The sequence below is a fragment of the Kosakonia sp. YIM B13571 genome (assembly GCF_042788095.1).
GTDB classification, from domain to species: domain Bacteria; phylum Pseudomonadota; class Gammaproteobacteria; order Enterobacterales; family Enterobacteriaceae; genus Kosakonia; species Kosakonia quasisacchari.
In genome coordinates this window covers 108,557-128,289 of sequence record NZ_JBHZPL010000003.1, presented here as the reverse complement: position 1 = coordinate 128,289, position 19,733 = coordinate 108,557, and the positions used below count along the sequence as shown (strand labels likewise).

Below are 19,733 nucleotides of genomic sequence, written 5' to 3'. Positions count from 1 at the left end.
CGCATGCGCCCGACACGCTTCATCCATATTATTTACGCAGCAATCGCTGCAAACGCTGCTTGTGCCACTGGCTAATCAGATTGGCGAAGACAAAAATCCGCAACCCTTTCACCGCCACCAGCCCGCCCCAAATCGCTGCCACCCACAATGACCACTGGCTATCCGGCGAGGTGCTGCGGTTGAGGAAAAACAGCAGCGCGCAGACGATAACGGCAGTGATCAGCATGCGCCAGAAACTGCTTTCGGCGTCGAGCTGTTCCCGCGCCGCGGTGATGCGTTTATCCAGCGCCTCTTCGCCCGCCTCGCTCTGCGCGGAAAGCTCAGTAACACTGACACCAAACACGGCCGCCAGTGCGCTGAGTGTTTCCAGAGAAGGCTGATCGCCATTTTCAATTCTCTGCACGGTTCTGACGCTCAGCGCCGCCATCTCCGCCAGTTGTTCCTGTGACCAGGCCCGAGCCAGACGTAATGTTTTTACTTTGTTATCGCTCATACTCTTTCTCCTGATGAATCCGGCCTGTAGTGTCACCCAACCCCTAAGACAGCAACACGATCCGTACCTGACAGCAACCCGACAGCAGCCTGACACGGCCCGTCGTCAAGTATAACCCCGGTGAATACGTCTTCCGTGAACAACGGCGCAATCCTCTGTATGATGACTGGCGCCTGGGGGCAAGGCGTCGTTTCGCCAGCCACCAGGCCTACACAACAATAAAAGGAAAGGGATAGTGAGGAAATACTACTATGGGGCGCTGACACTCTTATTTGCAGCGTTCAACTGCCAGGCAGAGATCACTGAAGCACAGATGGCTGCAGACTGCGCGAAAATCGCCGATTACGCCAAAAAAGGCGATCAGTATTACAAAGCGAAAGACTACCCCAAAGCGCGCGAGGCTTTCGAAGAGCAGGCGGCATGGCTGGAACAGTGCGAATTAGGCAAAGATAAACCGAACGATGTGTTAGTAGCGACCGCCTACAACAACGTCGCGCTCACCTGGATCCGCCAGGGCGAGTACCGTAAAGCGCAGGCGTGGCTGTCCATTATGCCGGACGATGAAAAGTCGAAATATAACCTTTCGCGTATTCAGGACAAGCTGCAGGCGCTGCCAAAACCGGCTTCCGCCGCCGGTGAATACTGGCAGTACGCCGGACGCAGCGAGTGGGAAGTACTCACGCTCAAACCGCAGGGTAAAGAGAGCTGGCAGGCCGACTGGTCCGGTCTTTATTTCGGCATTATGGGGCTGTACTCCGGGCCGAATATGGGCGATTTCAGCGAAAAAGTGACGCTGAAAAACGGCAAAGGCGACATCGTTTTGCGTGATGAAGGCATTTCCCAATGCACCATTTCGTTGAATCTGGCGGAAGATCTCAACAGGCTGGAGATGAAAACCGACGACGCAATGAATTGCGGTTTTGGCCATAACGTCAGCGCTGACGGCACCTACCTGCGCGTGAACTAACGCGCGGGTTTACTCCCCCGGCTCGCAGCGCTACAATTCCCGCCCTAAATTTAGGGGAACTCCCCTACTGCCTCGCTGCGGTGAGGCTGTCTGACCTGTCATCAGAATGAGAACATCATGTTTAAACCGGAACTCCTCTCCCCGGCGGGAACGCTGAAAAATATGCGTTACGCTTTCGCCTATGGCGCAGATGCGGTTTACGCGGGCCAACCGCGTTACTCGCTGCGCGTGCGCAATAACGAATTCAACCACGAAAACCTGCAAATCGGGATTAACGAAGCCCACGCGCTGGGTAAACAGTTTTACGTGGTGGTGAACATTGCCCCGCACAACGCCAAGCTGAAAACGTTTATTCGCGATCTGAAACCGGTGGTGGATATGGGGCCGGATGCGCTGATTATGTCCGATCCCGGTTTAATCATGCTGGTGCGTGAAAACTTCCCGCAGATGCCGATTCACCTCTCCGTACAAGCCAACGCCGTCAACTGGGCGACCGTGAAGTTCTGGCAGCAAATGGGGCTGACGCGCGTGATCCTTTCCCGCGAGCTCTCTTTGGAAGAGATTGCCGAAATCCGCGCCCAGGTACCGGACATGGAGATCGAAATCTTCGTGCACGGCGCGCTGTGCATGGCTTATTCCGGCCGCTGCCTGCTCTCGGGTTATATCAACAAACGCGATCCGAACCAGGGCACCTGCACCAATGCCTGCCGCTGGGAATATAACGTGCAGGAAGGCAAAGAAGACGCCATCGGCAATATCGTGCACGTGCATGAGCCGATCCCGGTGCAGAACATTGAGCCGACGCTCGGCATCGGCGCGCCAACCGATAAAGTGTTTATGATTGAAGAAGCCCAGCGTCCGGGCGAGTACATGACCGCCTTCGAAGACGAACACGGCACTTACATCATGAACTCCAAAGATCTGCGTGCTATTGCGCATGTTGAGCGTTTAACACAGATGGGTGTGCATTCGCTGAAAATCGAAGGCCGTACCAAATCATTCTACTATTGCGCGCGCACCGCACAGGTTTATCGCAAGGCGATTGACGATGCCGCAGCGGGCAAGCCGTTCGATACCTCGCTGCTGGAGACGCTGGAAGGCCTGGCGCACCGCGGTTACACCGAAGGGTTCCTGCGCCGTCACACCCATGACGACTACCAGAATTATGAATACGGTTATTCCGTTTCCGAACGCCAGCAATTTGTCGGTGAATTCACCGGTGAACGCAAAGGCGACCTTGCGGCCGTAGCAGTGAAGAATAAGTTCTCCGTTGGCGACAGCCTGGAGCTGATGACGCCGCAGGGCAACGTCAACTTTACGCTGGAGCATATGGAAAACGCCAAAGGCGAAGCCATGCCGGTCGCGCCTGGAGATGGTTATACCGTCTGGTTGCCGGTTCCGCAGGATATGGCGCTGGAATATGCGCTGTTAATGCGCAATTTCACCGGGCAATCAACACGCAACCCTCACGCGAAGTGATTGAGCAGGGTTATTTTTTCGGCGCGAAAAATCTTAGAATCGGATCACATACCGCCCCGTTTAATACGGGTATTATCCTTCTCGCTGAAAAACATAACCCATAAATGCTAGCTGTACCAGGAACCACCTCCTTAGCCTGCGTAATCTCCCTTACGCAGGCTGATTTTTTTTCATCCTTTCTCTGCTTTTTCTCCCCACTTTTCTCTCCTGAGATACACTTTTCTCATCGAATTCAATCAGGATGAAAAGAATGAGCGCATTTCCCACAAGTTTGTTAATTCTCAACGGTAAAAGCGCCGGGGACGAAGCCCTGCGCGAAGCGGTGACGCTGCTGCGCGACGAAGGCATGGATATTCAGGTGCGCGTCACCTGGGAAAAAGGCGACGCGGTGCGCTATGTCGAGGAGGCGCTGCAGCTTGGCGTTGCCACCGTGATTGCCGGTGGCGGCGACGGCACCATTAACGAAGTGGCGACCGCGCTGGTGAACTGCAAAGGCGAGACGATTCCGGCGCTGGGCATTTTACCGCTCGGCACCGCCAACGATTTCGCCACCAGCGCAGGCATCCCGGAAGCGCTGGATAAAGCCTTACAGCTGGCGATTGTCGGCAAAGCGGTGCCGATTGATATTGCCCGTGTGAACGATAAAACCTGCTTTATCAATATGGCAACCGGTGGTTTTGGTACCCGCATTACCAGCGAAACGCCGGAAAAACTCAAAGCCGCGCTGGGCGGCGTCTCCTATTTGATTCACGGTCTGATGCGCATGGATATGCTGAAAGCGGATCGCTGCAAAATCACCGGTGAAGATTTTCACTGGCAGGGCGACGCACTGGTGATCGGCATCGGTAATGGCCGCCAGGCGGGCGGCGGGCAGCAACTCTGCCCGCAAGCGCTGATCAATGATGGCTTATTACAACTACGGATTTTCACCGGCGATGAGTTACTGCCCGCGCTGTTCAACACCCTGACACAGCCGGACGATAACCCGCATATTATCGACGGGAAATCGGCATGGTTTGAGATCAATGCCCCGCACGAAATGACGTTTAATCTCGACGGCGAACCGCTACGCGGCGAGCAGTTTCGCATTGAAGTGGTGCCGAATGCGTTGCAATGCCGGTTACCGCCGGATTGCCCGTTATTGCGTTAATGCGCCGCAACGTTACGCGGGTGTTGGAAGCTAGTGTGAGCACAAACGCCACCGGCAATCGATGCGGCATGTCGCATAGGTGGACTGGTTCCGTTCACCAGGCGTTCTGGCGTTTCTGAAAATTCACATACCGTGAACGGGATAAGGGGAGCTGCCGCGCTCCCCTTATCAATCCCCGCGGCCCCGCAGGAAATCGGTGCTGCGCACTGCGCTCACCTCCCGCGTGCCTGCCTGCGGTCGGCTCGACTCGCCGTCGTGGCTCGATTCGCCTCTGGCCGCCATCCATGGCGTCCAGCCCTTGTCATTCACGCGCCGATTTCAGCGGGGACTCCCCCCATCGCTGTGAGACCGAAAGTCAAAGCCAGGCCAGTGTTGCTGAAAAGTACGTTGTTGTAGGCCGGATATGCGACATCCGGCAATCGATGTGGCATGTCGCACAGGTACAATGGTTCCGTTCATCAGACGTTCTGCCGTTTCTGAAACTTCACATACAGTGAACGGGATAAGGTTTATTGTGAGAACCGTTCTGATGGTGAACGGAACCCTTCCACAATCGCGACAATCGCGACAGATAAGCCGGACGGCAGACAAATTTAATACGCCGCCACCTCCCGCGCCATCTCGCGGCTATACTGCTGGCTGGCGTTAACCAGCATCTGCGTATAATCCGTTTGCGCCGTGCCGCTCACCAGCGCATCGACGGTTAATGTCTCGAGGATTTTACCGTGCTGCATCACCGCCACCTTCTGGCACAAATGGGCGATCACCCCAAGATCGTGCGTCACCATCAGGTAAGTGAGTTGAGACTCCTGATGCAGCGCCGTCAGCAAGTTGAGGATTTCCGCCTGCACCGAAACATCCAGCGCCGAAGTCGGTTCATCGAGTAGCAATACGCGCGGTTCCAGAATCAGCGCCCGGGCGATAGCCACACGTTGCCGCTGGCCGCCGGAAAGCTGATGCGGATAACGGTCACGAAAGGCGCGGTTTAACCCCACCTTATCCAGCAGCGTGTTGATGCGCCGATCGCGGTCGTTAATGCCGTGAATTTGCAGCGGCTCTTCCAGAATGTCGCCAATGGTGTGGCGCGGGTGCAGCGAACCGTAAGGATCCTGAAACACCATCTGCACCAGCCGGCAGCGTGGCGGGCTGAGGCGCTTTTCCAGCGGCTGGCCGTTGATTGCCAATTCGCCTTCCCAGTGGGTAAACAACCCAGCCAGGCACTTCAGTACCGTCGTTTTGCCGGAGCCGGATTCCCCCACCAGCCCGTAAATCTCACCCGGCTGCACGCTGAAACTGACATCCTCCAGCACCTGATTGCGTTTTTCCCCTTCACCAAACGCGAGGTGAAGGTTTTTCACGTTGATCATTCTGCTCTCCTTATTCGCCCAGCCAGCTGGCCTGGCGCTGCAACACCGGCAGCACCGGGCGGCGGTTATGGATTTCCGGCAGGGAGTGAATCAGCCCCTGCGTATAGGGGTGCTGCGCGTTATCGAGATCATTCGCGGCAATCGACTCCACCACCCGCCCGGCGTACATCACCAGTACGCGGTCACAGAAACTGCGCACCAGGTTGATGTCGTGACTGATAAAAATCAGCCCCAGCCCGCGCGATTTCACTAAGTCGTCCAGTAAACCCAGCACCTGCAAACGCACCGAAACATCCAGCGCCGAGGTGGGTTCATCGGCGATCACCAGTTCCGGGTCGGTGATCAGCATCATGGCAATCATGATGCGCTGTCCCTGCCCGCCGGAAATCTCATGCGGGTAGAGATGATAAACGCGTTCCGGCTGACGAATGCGCACCACATCGAGCATCTCCAGCACTTTCGCTTTCGCCTCGGCTTTCTTGCCTGGATGGTGCGTCAGCCAGGCTTCGGCAATCTGATCGCCCACACAAACCACCGGGTTCAGCGAATATTTCGGATCCTGCATAATCATCGAAATACGCTTGCCGCGTACCTGGCGCATCTGCGCTTCGCTGATGTTCAGCAGATCCACGTCGCCAAACTGCATAGCATCTGCCTGAATACGCGCTTTCGCCGGATGCAGGCGCAGCAAGGCGCGACCGACGGTGGATTTCCCCGAGCCAGACTCACCGACAATCGCCAGTTTCTCCTGACCAAGACTGAAGGAGACGCCGCGCACCGCATGGGTCACCGCGCGCCCGTTGATAAAATCGACATGCAGGTTGCGCACATCGAGCAGCGGCGAATTATTCGCTGCGAGGATCGAGGATGTCACGTAAGCCGTCTCCCAGGAAATTAAAGGCCAGGCTGTTGATCAAGATCGCCAGCCCAGGAATGGTTACTACCCACCAGCACTCCATCATGTAAGTGCGACCGCTTGAAATCATCGCGCCCCACTCCGGCTCCGGCGGCTGCGCGCCCAGGCCTAAAAAGCCCAGCCCCGCCGCGGTCAGAATGATCCCCGCCATATTCATGGTGATGCGGATAATCACCGACGGCAGGCACAGCGGCACGATATGACGCCACAGCACGCGCACCGGTGAGGCACCCTGTAAGCGCACGGCAGAGATAAAATCGGCCTGGCGCAATGAGAGGGTTTCCGCGCGCGCCAGTCGTGCAATCGGCGGCCAGGCGGTGAGCGTAATGGCGATCACCACATGTTCAAGCCCCGGCCCAAGCGCCGCGACAAACGCCAGCGCCAGCACCAGGCTTGGAAATGAGATAAAGATGTCGGTCACACGCATCAGCACCATATCGACCTTGCCGCCAAAGTACCCGGCGCTGACGCCAAGCAGCAGCCCCAGTGGGCCAACGGTAACGGAAACCAGCAACACGATATAAAGCGTGATACGCGAGCCGTAAACCAGGCGGCTGAAGATATCGCGACCAAACTCATCGGTACCAAACCAGTGCGCGGCATTCGGCGCGCTCAGGGCATTTTCCAGATCCTGAACCAGCGGGTTATAAGGTGCGATAAGCGGCGCGAAAATCGCCACCACCAACAGCAGCAGAACGATGCCACCGCCGATTGCCGTGAGCGGGTTGCGCGCCATTTTGCCAACAAATCCGGCCGCACGCCCGACGCCGCGTTTGATGCGCAGGCTGCGCTCGCGGCGTGCCGAAGAGACCGGCGAATCAAAAGAGACCGTCATGATTTCGTCCTCGGATCAAAGAGTTGGTAGAGCATGTCGGAGATCAGATTAAGCATCACAAAAATCACCCCGACCAGCAGCACGCAGCCCATGACCGCATTCATATCCCCCAGCAATAAACTGCCGGTAAGGTAGGAACCAAAGCCCGGCCACGAAAAGACGGTTTCGATCAATACCGCCCCTTCCAGCAGCGAACCGTAAGCCAGCGCCACCACCGTCAGCAGTTGCACAAGGATATTGCGAAACGCGTGATTCCAGATGACCTGGCGTTCCGTCAGCCCTTTCACCCGCGCGGTGATGATGAACTCCTGCGACAGTTGCGCCAGCATAAAGCTGCGGGTCATGCGGCTGATATACGCCAGCGAGTGGAAACCGAGCAGCGAGGCAGGCAGCACCAGATGATTAAGCGCATTCCAGAACACCGCGCCGTTACCTGCCAGCAGCGCATCTACGGTGATAAGCCCGGTGCGATGCGGCACCACGCCATCCAGCCCCAGATCCAGCCGCCCGGCACCGCCGACCCAGCCAAGCCAGGCGTAGAACAGCAGCAGCCCCATCATGCCGACCCAGAAAATCGGTGTGGAGTAACCGGCAAGGCTGATAATGCGCACCACATAATCGGACACGCTGTTACGGCGCGCCGCCGCCAGCACACCCAGCGGAATGCCCAGCCCCGCGCCAACGATAATCGCCATCGTCGCCAGTTCGAGCGTCGCCGGGAAGACGCGCGCAATATCGTCCAGCACCGGTTTACCGGTCAGCAATGCGTTACCGAGATTGCCGTGCAGCAGGTTATTCAGGTAAATGCCAAACTGGGTCATCAACGACTTATCAAACCCCAGTTGCTGATAAACCTGCTGATACGTGCTGTGATCGGCATCCGGGCCGACAATCGCCAGCACCGGATCGACAGGCATTACGCGGCCAATAAAGAAGGTCAGCAACAGCAGACCAAACAGCGTCACCACCACCTGAGTTAACCGTTTTGAAAGGCGTCTGGTGCGTGAGCCAGGCGCAAGCAGTAGCGAACTCATCCTTTCTCTCCTCCGGTAGCCGGCACTTTGTACACGTCGCGCAGGAACGTGGTGGCAGACGGATGCGACTGGAAGTTTTTCACTTCATTACGCACCACCACCGAATCCACCATTTGCGAGAGCGGGATCAGCGCCGGGATCAGTTGGTCATAGCGCAACTGAATTTGCTGGTAGTCGCTTTTCTGTTTTTCCGGGTCGCGCTCCAGCAACGCGTTGTCGATCATCTCATTGAGCGGTTTATCGTAGAAACTGGTGCGCCAGCCCTGGAAGTTGGTGAGCCGCGCCTCGTCGCTGTTATCCGGGTTATAGACCAGCGCACGCAGGCTCGAATGCGGATGCGGCTCAACACCGCTGCCGCCGCGCCCCACCAGCATTTCGAATTTGCGCTCACGCATCGCGCCATAGATCTGGTTGCCGGTGCCGGTGACGATTTTGGCGTTGATCCCGGCCTGCATCAGTGTTGACTGCACGGCGATGGCGATATTTAGAAACGGCTGGTCGGCGAGTACGCGCAGCGTGGTGTCAAACCCATTCGGATAACCCGCTTCCGCTAACAGTTTTTTCGCGCGCGGAATGTCCAGCCGGTAGCCGGGATCCGGCAGCGTTGACGGCATTCCCGCTTTGATCGGCCGTTGGTGCAGCACGCCGTAGCCCGGCATCAGCGCCTTATTGATACCCTGATAATCAATCAGATACCGCACCGCTTCGCGCACTTTCGGGTTAGCGAAATGCGGCTCTTTCATGCTCATCGCCACGTAATAAACCGTGCCCTTTTGTACCGCTTCAACCGTCACGTTGGGGTCTTTACGCAACGCGTTGATGTCCGATACCGCCATGTTGTTGGCAATATCCAGATCGCCTTTCGCCAGCATCAGGCGCAGAGTTTGCGACTCCTGGAAATGGCGCAGCACCACGCGGTTCAGTTTTGGTTCCTCGCGCCAGTAATCCGGGTTGCGCTTCATACGCAGCACATCTTTCGCCTGCCAGGTTTCCAGCATAAACGGGCCGGAACCCGCTTCGTTGGTGGTCAGCCAGCGATTGCCCCAGTCACCGTTCACTTCATGGCTTTGCACGGTTTTGCTGTCCAGCACGCCGAGATTGCCCAGCGCGCCCAGCGAGTAGATAACCAGTTGCGGATCGTTAGGCTTAGGAAGCCGGATTTGCACGGTGTTGTTGTCCGGTGCGCTCACCTGCTGGTCGATATTCTTTTTGCTAAAACCATAGGATTTCCACACCGACGCCTGCGCCAGGTTCAGGTGCAGCAGGCGGCGCATCGACCACACCACATCCTGCGCCGTCAGCGGGTTACCAGAATGGAATTTGATGTTATTGCGTAGGTGGAAGGTAAGCGTTTTGCCGTCCGGGCTGATATCCCAGGACTCTGCCAGCGCCGGTTTGACGTTGGTGAGTTCATTTGGATCGAGTTCGACCAGCGAATCGTAGAGATTGACCACAATGCTGACCACTTCGTTGCCGGTCATTGCCGCCGGATCGAGGGTCAGCAGGTTGTTCATGTTCATGCCGATGATGAGCTGATCGGGCGGCGTTTTCGCCAACGTCGCGCCGCTCCCCATCATCAGCGAGAGCGCGAGTAAACACGCTCCCGCGAGGGAAGTTTTTTTCATCTGTGCATACCGTTTGTAGAGTACGTTTCGCCAAAAATCGGCTACGTGGCCCGAAAGTCATAGCTCCCGGGCATTTATTGTTATCTGTCAGTCGTGGCTGACGGTATTGGCTTCGATATACGCAAAATTGATGTCTTCGCCGAGTCCAGGTCGCTGCGGCAGATGAACAAAACCCTCTTCATCCATCGGATCGACGATACTGTTTAAGTACGCTGCCGGTTGGTCATAATCGAGGAACGGGTGCAGCAAACCGCGCTCGTACCAGCGGCAGTTGCGGATTGCGCCAATTACCGCCAGGCTCGCCGCACCGTTGCCGTGCACTTCACAATCCATGCCGAACGATTCGGCCAGGTTCGCCACTTTCAGCGTCGGCGAAATGCCGCCCACACCGTTGGCTCCGGCACGCAGAATGTCGCACGCGCCCGCTTTTACCCAGTCGGCGCGGCTGTGGTGTTTCCCGCCCAGGCTTTCCGGCCCGATAATCGGAATCGACAGGTTTTCGGCCAGCCACACGTAAGAGGACATGCTCTCTTCTTCCATTGGCTCTTCGAACCAGGCGAAGTTGAGCTTTTCCAACTCTTTACCGATATAGAGCGCTTCGGCGCGGCTGTACCAGTGGTAGCCATCTATCATCAGGTCGATATCCGGGCCAACCGCCTCACGCACCGCCGCGCAGGCTTTAACATCCATTTTCGGGTTCGGTGCGAATTTCACCGGCGGCATCCAGGTATGTAACTTGATGGCTTTATAGCCGCGCGCCACCAGTTTTTCGGCGAACGAAGCGTACTCTTCCGGCGTCGAAAGCCCGCCTTCCAGTTCGTCGCCGCACATGGTGCTGCCGTAAGCGGGCACTTTGTCGCGGTAGCCGCCAAGCAGCTTGTACACCGGCATATTGAGTTTGCGGCCAATCAGATCCCACAGCGCTTGTTCAACAAACGACAATGCGCGCTCGGTTAACTGATGTGCGCTGCCGCGCTGCCAGTGCACCAGATCCTGCCAGATGCGCTCGCGGTTAAACGGATCCTGCCCGACCAGCACTTTGCGGAAAAAAGCGTTCACGACGAACGGGCGCACCACTTCCGGCGGTGCGAAGGAATAGCCTTTGCTGCCATCGTCTGCGGTGATGGTCAGCATCGCCATTTTGGCCTGCGTTTCCGGCCCAGGATGCGAGTGCCCGGCGCTGTCGGAAACGCGACGCGTAGGATGCTGAAAGACGGTGACATTCACTGATTCAATTTTCATTACAGATCCTTGGTATTTTTGAAAAGCTGTTTCATAAGAAAATATATGCACAAAAATACGCCGCATCCTCGGACAATTTCCGCTAAGCGACCGCCATTTTTTGGGCATGCGCACGACGGTACGTGACATTTTTCACAAAAGATTACGGAAGTGTGATGAAGATCGGGAAGGGAATTGAGCAGAAATGAAATAGCGTTTTTACTTTACCCTCCCCGCGGGGAGGGTAAATGACGCATCAGGCGATGGTCACTTTCTCGTCAAGATAGACATCCTGCACGGCGTTAATCAGCTTCACGCCATCGGCCATGGTTTTCTTAAACGCTTTACGGCCAAGAATCAGCCCCATGCCGCCCGCGCGTTTGTTGATAACCGCCGTACGAACGGCGTCGCCCAGATCGGTGTCGCCGCCCGCCGCGCCGCCGGAGTTAATCAGCCCGGCACGGCCCATGTAGCAGTTCGCCAACTGGTAACGCACCAGGTCAATCGGGTTGTCGCTGGTCAGTTTGCTGTAAACGCGCTCATCGGTGTAACCGAAATTCACCGCTTTGTAGCCGCCGTTATTTTCCGCCATTTTCTGCTTCACAATATCCGCGCCAATGGTGGTGGCAATGTGGTTCGCCTGGCCGGTTAAATCAGCAGAAACGTGGTAATCCACGCCATCTTTCTTGAATGCGGAGTTACGCAGGTAAGCCCACAATACGGTCACCATGCCGAGTTCATGCGCGCGTTCAAAGGCGGCTGAGATCTCCTCAATCTGGCGGCGAGACTCCAGCGAGCCAAAATAGATCGTTGCCCCGACGGCGACCGCGCCCATATTGAACGCCTGCTCAACGCTGGCATACAGCGTCTGGTCATATTCGGTGGGGTAGCTGAGCGTTTCGTTGTGGTTCAGTTTTACCAGGAAGGGAATGCGGTGCGCATAGCGGCGCGAAACCGAGGCCAGCACGCCATAAGTGGATGCCACACAGTTACAACCCGCTTCAATCGCCAGTTCGACAATATTCTTCGGATCGAAGTAGAGCGGGTTGGCGGCAAACGACGCGCCTGCTGAGTGCTCGATCCCCTGGTCGACCGGCAAAATAGACAGATAGCCCGTACCCGCCAGCCGCCCGTGGTTATACAGCGTCTGCATATTTCGCAGCACCGCTGGCGGGCGGTTGTTGTCGACCATCACGCGATCAACATAATCATGTCCCGGCAGGTAGAGTTGGTCGGCAGGAATGGTCATACAACGGTGTTGCAAAAGGCTGTCGGCGTCTTTGCCAAGTAACTGCACAATATCAGTCATAGCTATGCTCCCGTAAGCTTCGCACAAAGCGAATTGGATTATCCTTACCTGTCTGACGGCAGGCAGAGATAAGCCTGGTTCGCTCACGCCAGATTTTCCACCGCTGGCCATTTTTTCAGCATTATCTGCTGGCACGTTTCGTATACCGGTTTACCACCATTGATGGAAATGATGCACCGGTCCAATGCCGTGCCCCACTTCCAGCGTATCCGCCTGCGCCAGCGCCGCCGTTAACCACTGTTTCGCTTGCGCGACGGTAGATGCCCAATCGTTATGACGCGGGCGCAGCGCCGCCAGCGCGGCGGAGAGCGTGCAGCCTGTGCCGTGGGTGTTTTTCGTTTTTACGCGCGGGGTGGTAAAGCGCAGCGCACCCTGGCGGGTAAACAGCCAGTCCGGGCTTTCGGCGTCATCCAGATGGCCGCCTTTCATCAACACCGCTTCACAACCGAGCGCCAGCAGCGCTTCACCCTGCGCATGCATCTCTTGCTCGCTGCGGGCATGGGGTACATCGAGCAGCGCAGCAGCTTCCGGCAAATTAGGCGTGATAAGTGAAACCTGCGGCAGTAAATGCTGGCGCAGTGCGGCAACCGCCGACGGCGATAACAGCGGGTCGCCGCTTTTGGCGAGCATCACCGTATCCAGCACCACATTGCGCACCTGGTAGCGCCGCAGCCGCTCCGCGACGGCTTCAACAATGTCCGTTTCTGCCAGCATGCCGATTTTGGTGGTGTCGATACGCACGTCACTGAGCACGGAATCAAGCTGCGCGGCGACAAAGTCAGGTTCAATGCGGTACACCGATTGCACGCCACGGGTGTTTTGCGCCACCAGCGCGGTGATCACCGAACAACCATATGCGCCCAGCGCCGAAAAGGTTTTCAGATCTGCCTGAATACCCGCCCCACCGCTGGGGTCGGTACCGGCAATGGTTAACGCGTTGATGCGCTTCATGCTTTGCCTCCCAGCGCATACAGCGCATCCAGAAAAGCGGGAACAAAACTGCCCGGTCCGGTGCTTTTCGCGCAGGCCAGGCTACCGGCTTGCGCCATAAATGCACAGGCCGCGGCGACATTCTCCAGTTTATCGCCCGGCAACGCGCAACTGGCAGCTACCACCGCCGAGAGCGCACAGCCGGTGCCAACCACGCGTGTCATCAGCACATCACCGCCGGTTACCATCAGCACGCGCGACCCGTCGGTGATGTAATCCACTTCGCCGCTTACCGCAACAATCGCCCCGCTTTGTCGCGCCAGCGCCTGCGCGGCTGGCAGTGCCGCACTGGCAGTATCGGTGGTATCAACGCCACGCCCGCCTGCGCTCATGCCGGCCAGCGCGAGGATTTCCGAAGCATTACCCCGAATTGCCACCGGACGCAGCGCCAGCAGTTGCTGGCAGAATTCAGTGCGTAACGTGAGTGCGCCAACGGCGACCGGATCGAGTGTCCAGGGTTTATGCGCGGCATTCGCGCTCTCCACCGCCGATCGCATTGCTGTGGCGCGTTCGCGCGTTAAGGTACCAACATTAATGAGCAAGGCATCGGCGATGGCGCTGAACTGCGGCGCTTCTTCGCTATCAATCACCATCGCGGGTGATGCGCCAAGCGCCAGCAGCACGTTAGCGGTAAAGGTTTGTACGACGTCATTGGTCATACAGTGCACAAGGGGAGAACGACGGCGGAATTGCTGTAACGCATGTGCGATTTGCACACGATCAAGCAGGTCAGGTTGCATGGTTTCGCTCCTGCCCGGCGTGAAGAAGGGATGCCGGGCAGGCATCTGACTTCCCTACGCTGGCATTATCCAGATCAGGTGGTACGGGTATTTCTCAGCCTTCACAAAGAAGGGCACCCCGAGTCATTTAAAAATCAATACGTTGTGGTTAACAGCTTATTAACCGCCACTCAGGATAATGCGCGCGCCGGGTGTTGTAAACCGGCCTTCCTGCAAAAGCGACACATGCGAGCAAGCCCTGTAGCGTAAGGCGTACGGACAACTATTTGAATTCATAACGAACGCCAAACGTCGCTTGCGTACTGCTATAACCGTGACCGCCGAGTTGGTGGCCGACATTGCCCCACAGACTCAGTTGCGTGTTCAACCTGCCGGTCATGCCGATTTTCACTTCGCCGACATTCTCCGCGCCCGCCTGGCTGATGGTTTCACCATCCATACGCGTGGCGAAACGCTGCGTGTTGTGGATCCAGTTGGCTTCGATAAACGGCTGTAACCTGCGCCCGTTGTCATTATCCTCACTGCCGTAGCTGTTCAACCAACTGCGGATCCCGAGCCGCGTTTGTAGCGCGTTACTCCCATCGCCGCTGATGCGCGTACCGTTTGCTTCGCGGTGATCCTCAGCTTTTACTCCCATCCAGATAGCCTGCGCCTGCGGCTGGATGTGCCAGATTGTCCGCGAACCGTTGCTGGCGGAAAACTCCGCGGCTTTCCAGTTCCAGGCGGTTTCAACGGACGCACTGACACCTTTCGCGTGATACGCCTCGGAAGAGAGTTCCTCACCGCTGACTGAATTCGTAAACCAGCTATATTGCGCCCAACTGCCCACATACAGCCCGGTTTTATTCACTTCGTCGGCATACCATGCACCGTATGCGCCTGCCGTGTAGCCGTTTACCCGACCGTAGGCATCGTAACCGCTGATGTCCGAGTGCGTTTTGCTGTGGTTGTTTCCGTATCCGGCCATCACTCCCACGCGCCCGCGTCCCTGGCGGCCGTCGCTCCATTGCACCAGGTCACCGCCCAGCATCACCACATACTGAGTCGACTCGGTTTTCAGTTGCCCGCTGTCGTCATGCGAGCGGTTACGCGATCCCGCCTGATGCATCCACATGCTGCTCTCTGCGGTATCGCCCTGCTGCCCGTTATCGGTCTGGGTTTCGCTAACGCTATCCTGCAAACGGATGGCAAACATGCGGTTGGCTGCCGCCAGGTTTTCCGTGTAGCTTCCCCCTTCCGGTCGGTTAACCGGCTTAGTGGATTGCGGTGGCGTCGGTTGTGATGGCGTCGGGTCAGGATCGGGCTGCTCGGGCTTGGTCGGCGGCTGCTCCGGTTCGCTCGGTGGATCTTCGGGGTCGATCGGCGGGTCAGGCGGCAGGTCTTCTTGCAACTGGTTGCTTAAAAACCAATGTGCATAATCCTGCCCGTTACCGCGCACCAGCATATATTCATACGCGCCCGCAACAATTCGCCCCTGCTGAGTGAATCGCCCGGCTGAGTGTCCGTTAACCTGGATGAGCTGGATCCCGTTCAGCGTTTGCTTGCCCATGCCGCCGACATTGTTAACGCTGACCTTAGTCGTACCGCTGGTATCGCCTTCCACCCGCAGCGTTTCCGTTGCGGCGCTGTCATCCGCCAGAACGGTGTTGAAATTAATCACACCGTTGCTGCCCTGGTAATCCCCCTTCACCACCAGTTGATTACCCGGCGCTTTGCCGCTTGTTGCCGCACCTATCTGAACAGTGCCGGTGTTATTCAGGTTACCGTTAATGGTTAACACATCGCTCACTGCTGCGGCACCGCCCGCGCCTGCAGTCCGGTTCGCCGTTCCGGTTCCGATCGACAGAGTGCCGGCGTTAGTGACATCACCTGCTACCGCGCCGTTGCCAATAAGCACCGCGTCTTTATAGATATTGACGTGCGATGACTCCAGCGTGAACGGATCTTCGGGGGAACCAAACTTCACGCCGCCGGTTCGGATATTCGTCTCACCTTTATAAAGCGCAGCGGCCTGCGAGAGCGTGATGATGCCGAGGCCACCTTTTTCCAGCCCGCCCGAACCGGTCACACTGTTTTGCACGGTCCAGTCATCGTTGGTCACCAGCCGAAGCGTTCCGTCATTGATTATCGACGCGCAACTCAACTGATTTGCCGCATTAACCGTAAGCTGGCTGCCGTCACCAATCTCAACCGTCCCGCCGAAATAGGTATTGTCAGCGGTAAACTGGATGTCGCTGTCGTTCAGCACAACAATCCCGTTATTGGTAAGCGTGTTTTCAAACAGACCGGAAGCACCGTTAAATTTGAGAAAACCGAGGTTATCGATGCCCGCGGTTCCCAGCCCACGAGGAGTATCGAGGGTGACGGATGCCCCCGATGTTATGGTGATATCCGCACTGAGCGCGGTATTGTCACCGTGGATAGCCATCGGCCCACCAATGAAATTCAACGCGCCGCTGCCGGTGAGCGCACCCGCGATATCGCCGCCTTTGGTCACCGTCAGGTTGCCGCCCGCGAGATCTATCAGCGATCCCTGTTGGCTCTCTATCGCGCCGAGGGTTTGCTGGTAGCCATGAATGTCCAGCACCGTTGCAGTGGCCATGTCGACCAACGAGGTGTTACCCAGTGTTTGATCGTTTGCTAATTGCAACTGACCGGCCACAATCCGCGTCACGCCGGTATAGTCGTTATCCCGATTGGATAATGAAACCGCCGTGTCGGTATTAATTTGCAAATCGCCACTTCCGCTGACTTTCGCGCTCAGATCGGCGGCGTTACCGCTGTTGCCTTCTGCGCTCAATGTCAGGGCATCATTGCCCTGCGCCAGCAGTTCAAGCTCAGTCAGCCCGTAATTGATATACATTCCATCCGCGCCGCTACCGCTGGTAAGACGATAGTCATAGTGCCCTTTCGCCACGGTCTGGCCATTTTGCGTAACGTCGTGCTCCGTTTCTGCGGAAACCGCCTGCCCATTTTCATCGACGAGCAGCAAATTGCCGCCAGCGCCGGTTACGGCTTGCTGGCTTTCCACCAACTGACGTACAACTTCTGCCTCGTCCTGTTGCATGAGCGGGTTACTGGTATCAGGCGGCGTATGTTGCAAACTGCTGCTGTTGCTTATCTGAATTGTGCCCCGCCCGGACAGATCCACATTGCCCACCGCCTCAACTAAAGGTAGAGAGCCGACATCGCCAAATACCATTGTGCCGCCGTTGAAAGCCAGGCCGCCAATGGATTGAGTGCCTGTTCCAACGGTAGTGGTGTTGCCGTTTTCAACATGCAGTGTGGCCTGAGTGAGCGCGGCGGTATTGTCCCCATCCAGCAGGAAATCATTATTTCTGAGATAAACATCACCGGAAAAATCACGGCCGACATCAGCGGTAAAATTAAACGAATTGTGGTTATTATCGGCGATAAAATCGCCCGTACCGGTCAGGTGATTATTAAATTCGAAAGCAGCATCTGTTTGCGCGGAAAATTCCCCACTCGCCGCAATATTAATCGTACCTGTTCCAAAACTGTTGTCACTAACGAATAAGTCCTTGCTGGTTGCCGCTTTTCCCGTGATATTCCATTTCCCGGCATACGTGTTTTTATTAATAAAAATAATGACATCGCCTGACACCGTCGTATTACCAGTACCGGTCATATTATTGGTGAAAGCATAGTGGCCCACCCCTGCTATATCCAGCCCTTGTAACGGATCGTTGGCGTTAGTATTAATTGTGATATTATTTGAACCCAGCGCTCGCGTATGGGTAATTGTGACTAGCCCGCCGCTAATTAGCGTATCACCGCTATAATCCGATTCTAATCCCAGCGTGGTATGACCCGACTGATACTCAACACTGCCATCTCCTATTATTTGCATGTTGAAAACATAGCCATCATTCGATTGCGTGGAAAAGCTATTATTGAAGATAATTTTATTATCACCCGTACCGCTCATAATGATGCGACTCGCCCGAATATGATTTTGCTCATCCGTTAATGCATCACCAATATAAAGGGTGTTATTTGCTCCAGACACACTGTTAAGCGTAATATTGTTCTCCACTTCTAGCCAGGTGTTATTGCCGAGTACCGTTTTCATGTTATTACCGGCAACAGAGGCATTGAGATTAATATTATCGCCGATAACCACGTGTTGCCCGGAAGAACCGCCATGAATTTGCAACGCTGTGTCGCCAGCATGTGTGCCATTAAGGTTCATATCGCCGTTAACATGCACGTCCGCATTGCGAATTATTGCATTATCCGCAACCGCATTGATGTCATTGAGCGTTCGATCATTGGAGAGCGTTAAATCACCGCCAACATTGACGATTGCGCCATCGGCAATATGCAACCCCATGCCGCCGCCAGCGAGATCGGCGGTGAGATTATCGCCTACATTGAGAATCGCGGAACCGCTGACCGATAACCCGCCACTCGCCGCGCCGCCACCGGGAGAAATCGACATATCATGCGCCACTGTGGTCGTGCCACCGGTCTGGACGAACTGGCTTGTTTCAGACTGCAGGTTGATGCTGTTGGCCACGATTACCGACTGCGCATCATTAATATTAATAGACGTTAACGTACCAGCACCGGTGCTGGTCACAAGGTTACCGAACGAGAGTGTGCCGCCATAACCGTTTGTCGATGCGGGGACGCCACCCATTTGCGCCCCGCCGAACTGAATGTGCGACTGCCCGTTCAACAGGAGATCGCCTGCGCTATTAAGTGAACCGCCATGCAACCATAAATAAGCGCTGTCCATTTCTACTGCATACGGGCCTGCGCCGTTAGCGATATTGACTGTACCGGCTCCAGCGGTAATTTCCAGGCCGCTGTTCGGATTGAACTGAAGACCATCATTAATATCGTTAACCGGCTTATCGTAAAGTGTGTTTTGCGTAATATTTACGGCCATAGCACCAGGAATGCCTGTAAAAAACAGCAACATCGGAAAGGTGACTTTTACCGCGCAGGAGAGCCTTGAAAGCGTGGTTTTCATATTCGGAACGCTATTTAAACCGGATGAAGGGTTGTGCGCCATGCCCAGTTGCGACGTTGCAGAGAATTGCCGTTCTAAATTAACTTTAACAATCCTGTCCATATATAACTTCCTTATATTTAAAAATAAGCGTTCCTGTAATCTATTTCGATAAAATACGGACAGCGCCCCACTGTTAATGCAGACGCACCGCTATACCAACTGAACAACTCGTAACAGTCGTGGAAGATAAATTAATGGAACACATAAAATAAAATGCTATTACACAGAAAATAACACCCGGAATTTAAAATATTAAATATATCCATCTTACTGTTACCGCTAAGACCACAAGACATTTATCGGTTAAGTAAACGCTTAATTACATTTACACTAAAACGCCGGTACAAACCCTCATGCAAGCGTTATCTTAGCAGCAAACTGCTGGACAGTTACCAGGCCATAGCATTTTTTACTTGCCGTTTATTTCACTCAATGAAGTGATAAATATTAACAAGTTGCCTGTTATTTTTGTGTTAATTAATAAAATTAAAAATCCGAAAAATAAATGTAGCCTCAGCGCAAGACCGAAATTATATACATGACTGAAACACGGAATAATGGATTTG

At 55.6% G+C, this 19,733-nt stretch carries 14 protein-coding genes and 1 riboswitch; of the genes, 3 read left to right on the top strand and 11 right to left on the bottom strand.

All coding sequences use genetic code 11. The features are described from left to right. Nucleotides 1-28: 28 nt before the first annotated feature. Nucleotides 29-493: a helix-turn-helix domain-containing protein gene (locus ACFX4O_RS09015; protein ID WP_380208194.1), complete on the bottom strand. Its 465-nt coding sequence runs from the start codon at nt 491-493 to the stop codon at nt 29-31. A 235-nt stretch (nt 494-728) separates the two neighbouring features. Between ACFX4O_RS09015 and ACFX4O_RS09010 the strand changes: the two genes are divergently transcribed. The 3 genes from ACFX4O_RS09010 (at nt 729) to yegS (ending at nt 4,089) form a co-directional block, all read left to right on the top strand. After that, nucleotides 729-1,460 (top strand): tetratricopeptide repeat protein, encoded by a 732-nt coding sequence (locus tag ACFX4O_RS09010; protein WP_131410585.1) that lies wholly within the window; start codon nt 729-731, stop codon nt 1,458-1,460. A gap of 117 nt (nt 1,461-1,577) precedes the next feature. Further along, nucleotides 1,578-2,939: a tRNA 5-hydroxyuridine modification protein YegQ gene (gene yegQ, locus ACFX4O_RS09005; RefSeq protein WP_380208192.1), complete on the top strand. Its 1,362-nt coding sequence runs from the start codon at nt 1,578-1,580 to the stop codon at nt 2,937-2,939. A 250-nt stretch (nt 2,940-3,189) separates the two neighbouring features. Further along, a complete protein-coding gene (gene yegS / locus ACFX4O_RS09000; RefSeq protein WP_380208190.1) occupies nt 3,190-4,089 on the top strand; it encodes a lipid kinase YegS in 900 nt (299 codons plus the stop codon). A gap of 593 nt (nt 4,090-4,682) precedes the next feature. Here the strand turns inward: yegS and ACFX4O_RS08995 are convergent. From ACFX4O_RS08995 to ACFX4O_RS08950, 10 genes are all read right to left on the bottom strand, one after another. Beyond that, a complete protein-coding gene (locus ACFX4O_RS08995; RefSeq protein WP_380208188.1) occupies nt 4,683-5,456 on the bottom strand; it encodes an ABC transporter ATP-binding protein in 774 nt (257 codons plus the stop codon). A gap of 10 nt (nt 5,457-5,466) precedes the next feature. Then, entirely contained in the window at nt 5,467-6,330 is an 864-nt protein-coding gene (locus ACFX4O_RS08990) for an ABC transporter ATP-binding protein (protein WP_380208187.1), read from the bottom strand. Then, nucleotides 6,302-7,207 carry an ABC transporter permease gene (locus tag ACFX4O_RS08985; RefSeq protein WP_131410593.1) on the bottom strand — a complete coding sequence of 302 codons (906 nt, stop codon included), beginning with the start codon at nt 7,205-7,207 and terminating at the stop codon, nt 6,302-6,304. Before ACFX4O_RS08985 ends, ACFX4O_RS08990 begins: the two co-directional genes overlap by 29 nt. Then, nucleotides 7,204-8,241 (bottom strand): ABC transporter permease, encoded by a 1,038-nt coding sequence (locus ACFX4O_RS08980; protein ID WP_380208184.1) that lies wholly within the window; start codon nt 8,239-8,241, stop codon nt 7,204-7,206. Before ACFX4O_RS08980 ends, ACFX4O_RS08985 begins: the two co-directional genes overlap by 4 nt. Continuing rightward, entirely contained in the window at nt 8,238-9,866 is a 1,629-nt protein-coding gene (locus tag ACFX4O_RS08975; protein ID WP_380208182.1) for an ABC transporter substrate-binding protein, read from the bottom strand. The genes ACFX4O_RS08980 and ACFX4O_RS08975 overlap by 4 nt, the downstream gene beginning before the upstream one ends. 87 nt (nt 9,867-9,953) lie before the next feature. Further along, nucleotides 9,954-11,108, bottom strand: a complete 1,155-nt coding sequence (locus ACFX4O_RS08970; protein WP_380208180.1) for a mandelate racemase family protein — start codon at nt 11,106-11,108, stop codon at nt 9,954-9,956. 235 nt (nt 11,109-11,343) lie between these two features. Further along, complete coding sequence (gene fbaB, locus ACFX4O_RS08965) at nt 11,344-12,396, bottom strand: class I fructose-bisphosphate aldolase (protein ID WP_380208178.1); 1,053 nt, start codon at nt 12,394-12,396, stop codon at nt 11,344-11,346. A 150-nt stretch (nt 12,397-12,546) separates the two neighbouring features. Beyond that, entirely contained in the window at nt 12,547-13,347 is an 801-nt protein-coding gene (gene thiD / locus ACFX4O_RS08960) for a bifunctional hydroxymethylpyrimidine kinase/phosphomethylpyrimidine kinase (RefSeq protein ID WP_380208176.1), read from the bottom strand. Further along, nucleotides 13,344-14,126 carry a hydroxyethylthiazole kinase gene (gene thiM, locus ACFX4O_RS08955; protein WP_380208174.1) on the bottom strand — a complete coding sequence of 261 codons (783 nt, stop codon included), beginning with the start codon at nt 14,124-14,126 and terminating at the stop codon, nt 13,344-13,346. Before thiM ends, thiD begins: the two co-directional genes overlap by 4 nt. Before the next feature lie 34 nt (nt 14,127-14,160). After that, nucleotides 14,161-14,257: riboswitch (TPP riboswitch) on the bottom strand. 131 nt (nt 14,258-14,388) lie between these two features. Further along, nucleotides 14,389-19,227, bottom strand: a complete 4,839-nt coding sequence (locus ACFX4O_RS08950; protein WP_380208172.1) for an autotransporter outer membrane beta-barrel domain-containing protein — start codon at nt 19,225-19,227, stop codon at nt 14,389-14,391. Nucleotides 19,228-19,733: the final 506 nt, after the last annotated feature.

Bases quoted from the DNA above. Each gene is read 5' to 3' on its own strand.
- fbaB (WP_380208178.1), bottom strand. From the start codon at position 12,396: ATGACTGATATTGTGCAGTTACTTGGCAAAGACGCCGACAGCCTTTTG.
- ACFX4O_RS09015 (WP_380208194.1), bottom strand. From the start codon at position 493: ATGAGCGATAACAAAGTAAAAACATTACGTCTGGCTCGGGCCTGGTCA.
- ACFX4O_RS08950 (WP_380208172.1), bottom strand. From the start codon at position 19,227: ATGGACAGGATTGTTAAAGTTAATTTAGAACGGCAATTCTCTGCAACG.
- thiM (WP_380208174.1), bottom strand. From the start codon at position 14,126: ATGCAACCTGACCTGCTTGATCGTGTGCAAATCGCACATGCGTTACAG.
- ACFX4O_RS08970 (WP_380208180.1), bottom strand. From the start codon at position 11,108: ATGAAAATTGAATCAGTGAATGTCACCGTCTTTCAGCATCCTACGCGT.
- ACFX4O_RS08975 (WP_380208182.1), bottom strand. From the start codon at position 9,866: ATGAAAAAAACTTCCCTCGCGGGAGCGTGTTTACTCGCGCTCTCGCTG.
- yegQ (WP_380208192.1), top strand. From the start codon at position 1,578: ATGTTTAAACCGGAACTCCTCTCCCCGGCGGGAACGCTGAAAAATATG.
- ACFX4O_RS08995 (WP_380208188.1), bottom strand. From the start codon at position 5,456: ATGATCAACGTGAAAAACCTTCACCTCGCGTTTGGTGAAGGGGAAAAA.
- thiD (WP_380208176.1), bottom strand. From the start codon at position 13,347: ATGAAGCGCATCAACGCGTTAACCATTGCCGGTACCGACCCCAGCGGT.
- ACFX4O_RS08980 (WP_380208184.1), bottom strand. From the start codon at position 8,241: ATGAGTTCGCTACTGCTTGCGCCTGGCTCACGCACCAGACGCCTTTCA.
- yegS (WP_380208190.1), top strand. From the start codon at position 3,190: ATGAGCGCATTTCCCACAAGTTTGTTAATTCTCAACGGTAAAAGCGCC.
- ACFX4O_RS08985 (WP_131410593.1), bottom strand. From the start codon at position 7,207: ATGACGGTCTCTTTTGATTCGCCGGTCTCTTCGGCACGCCGCGAGCGC.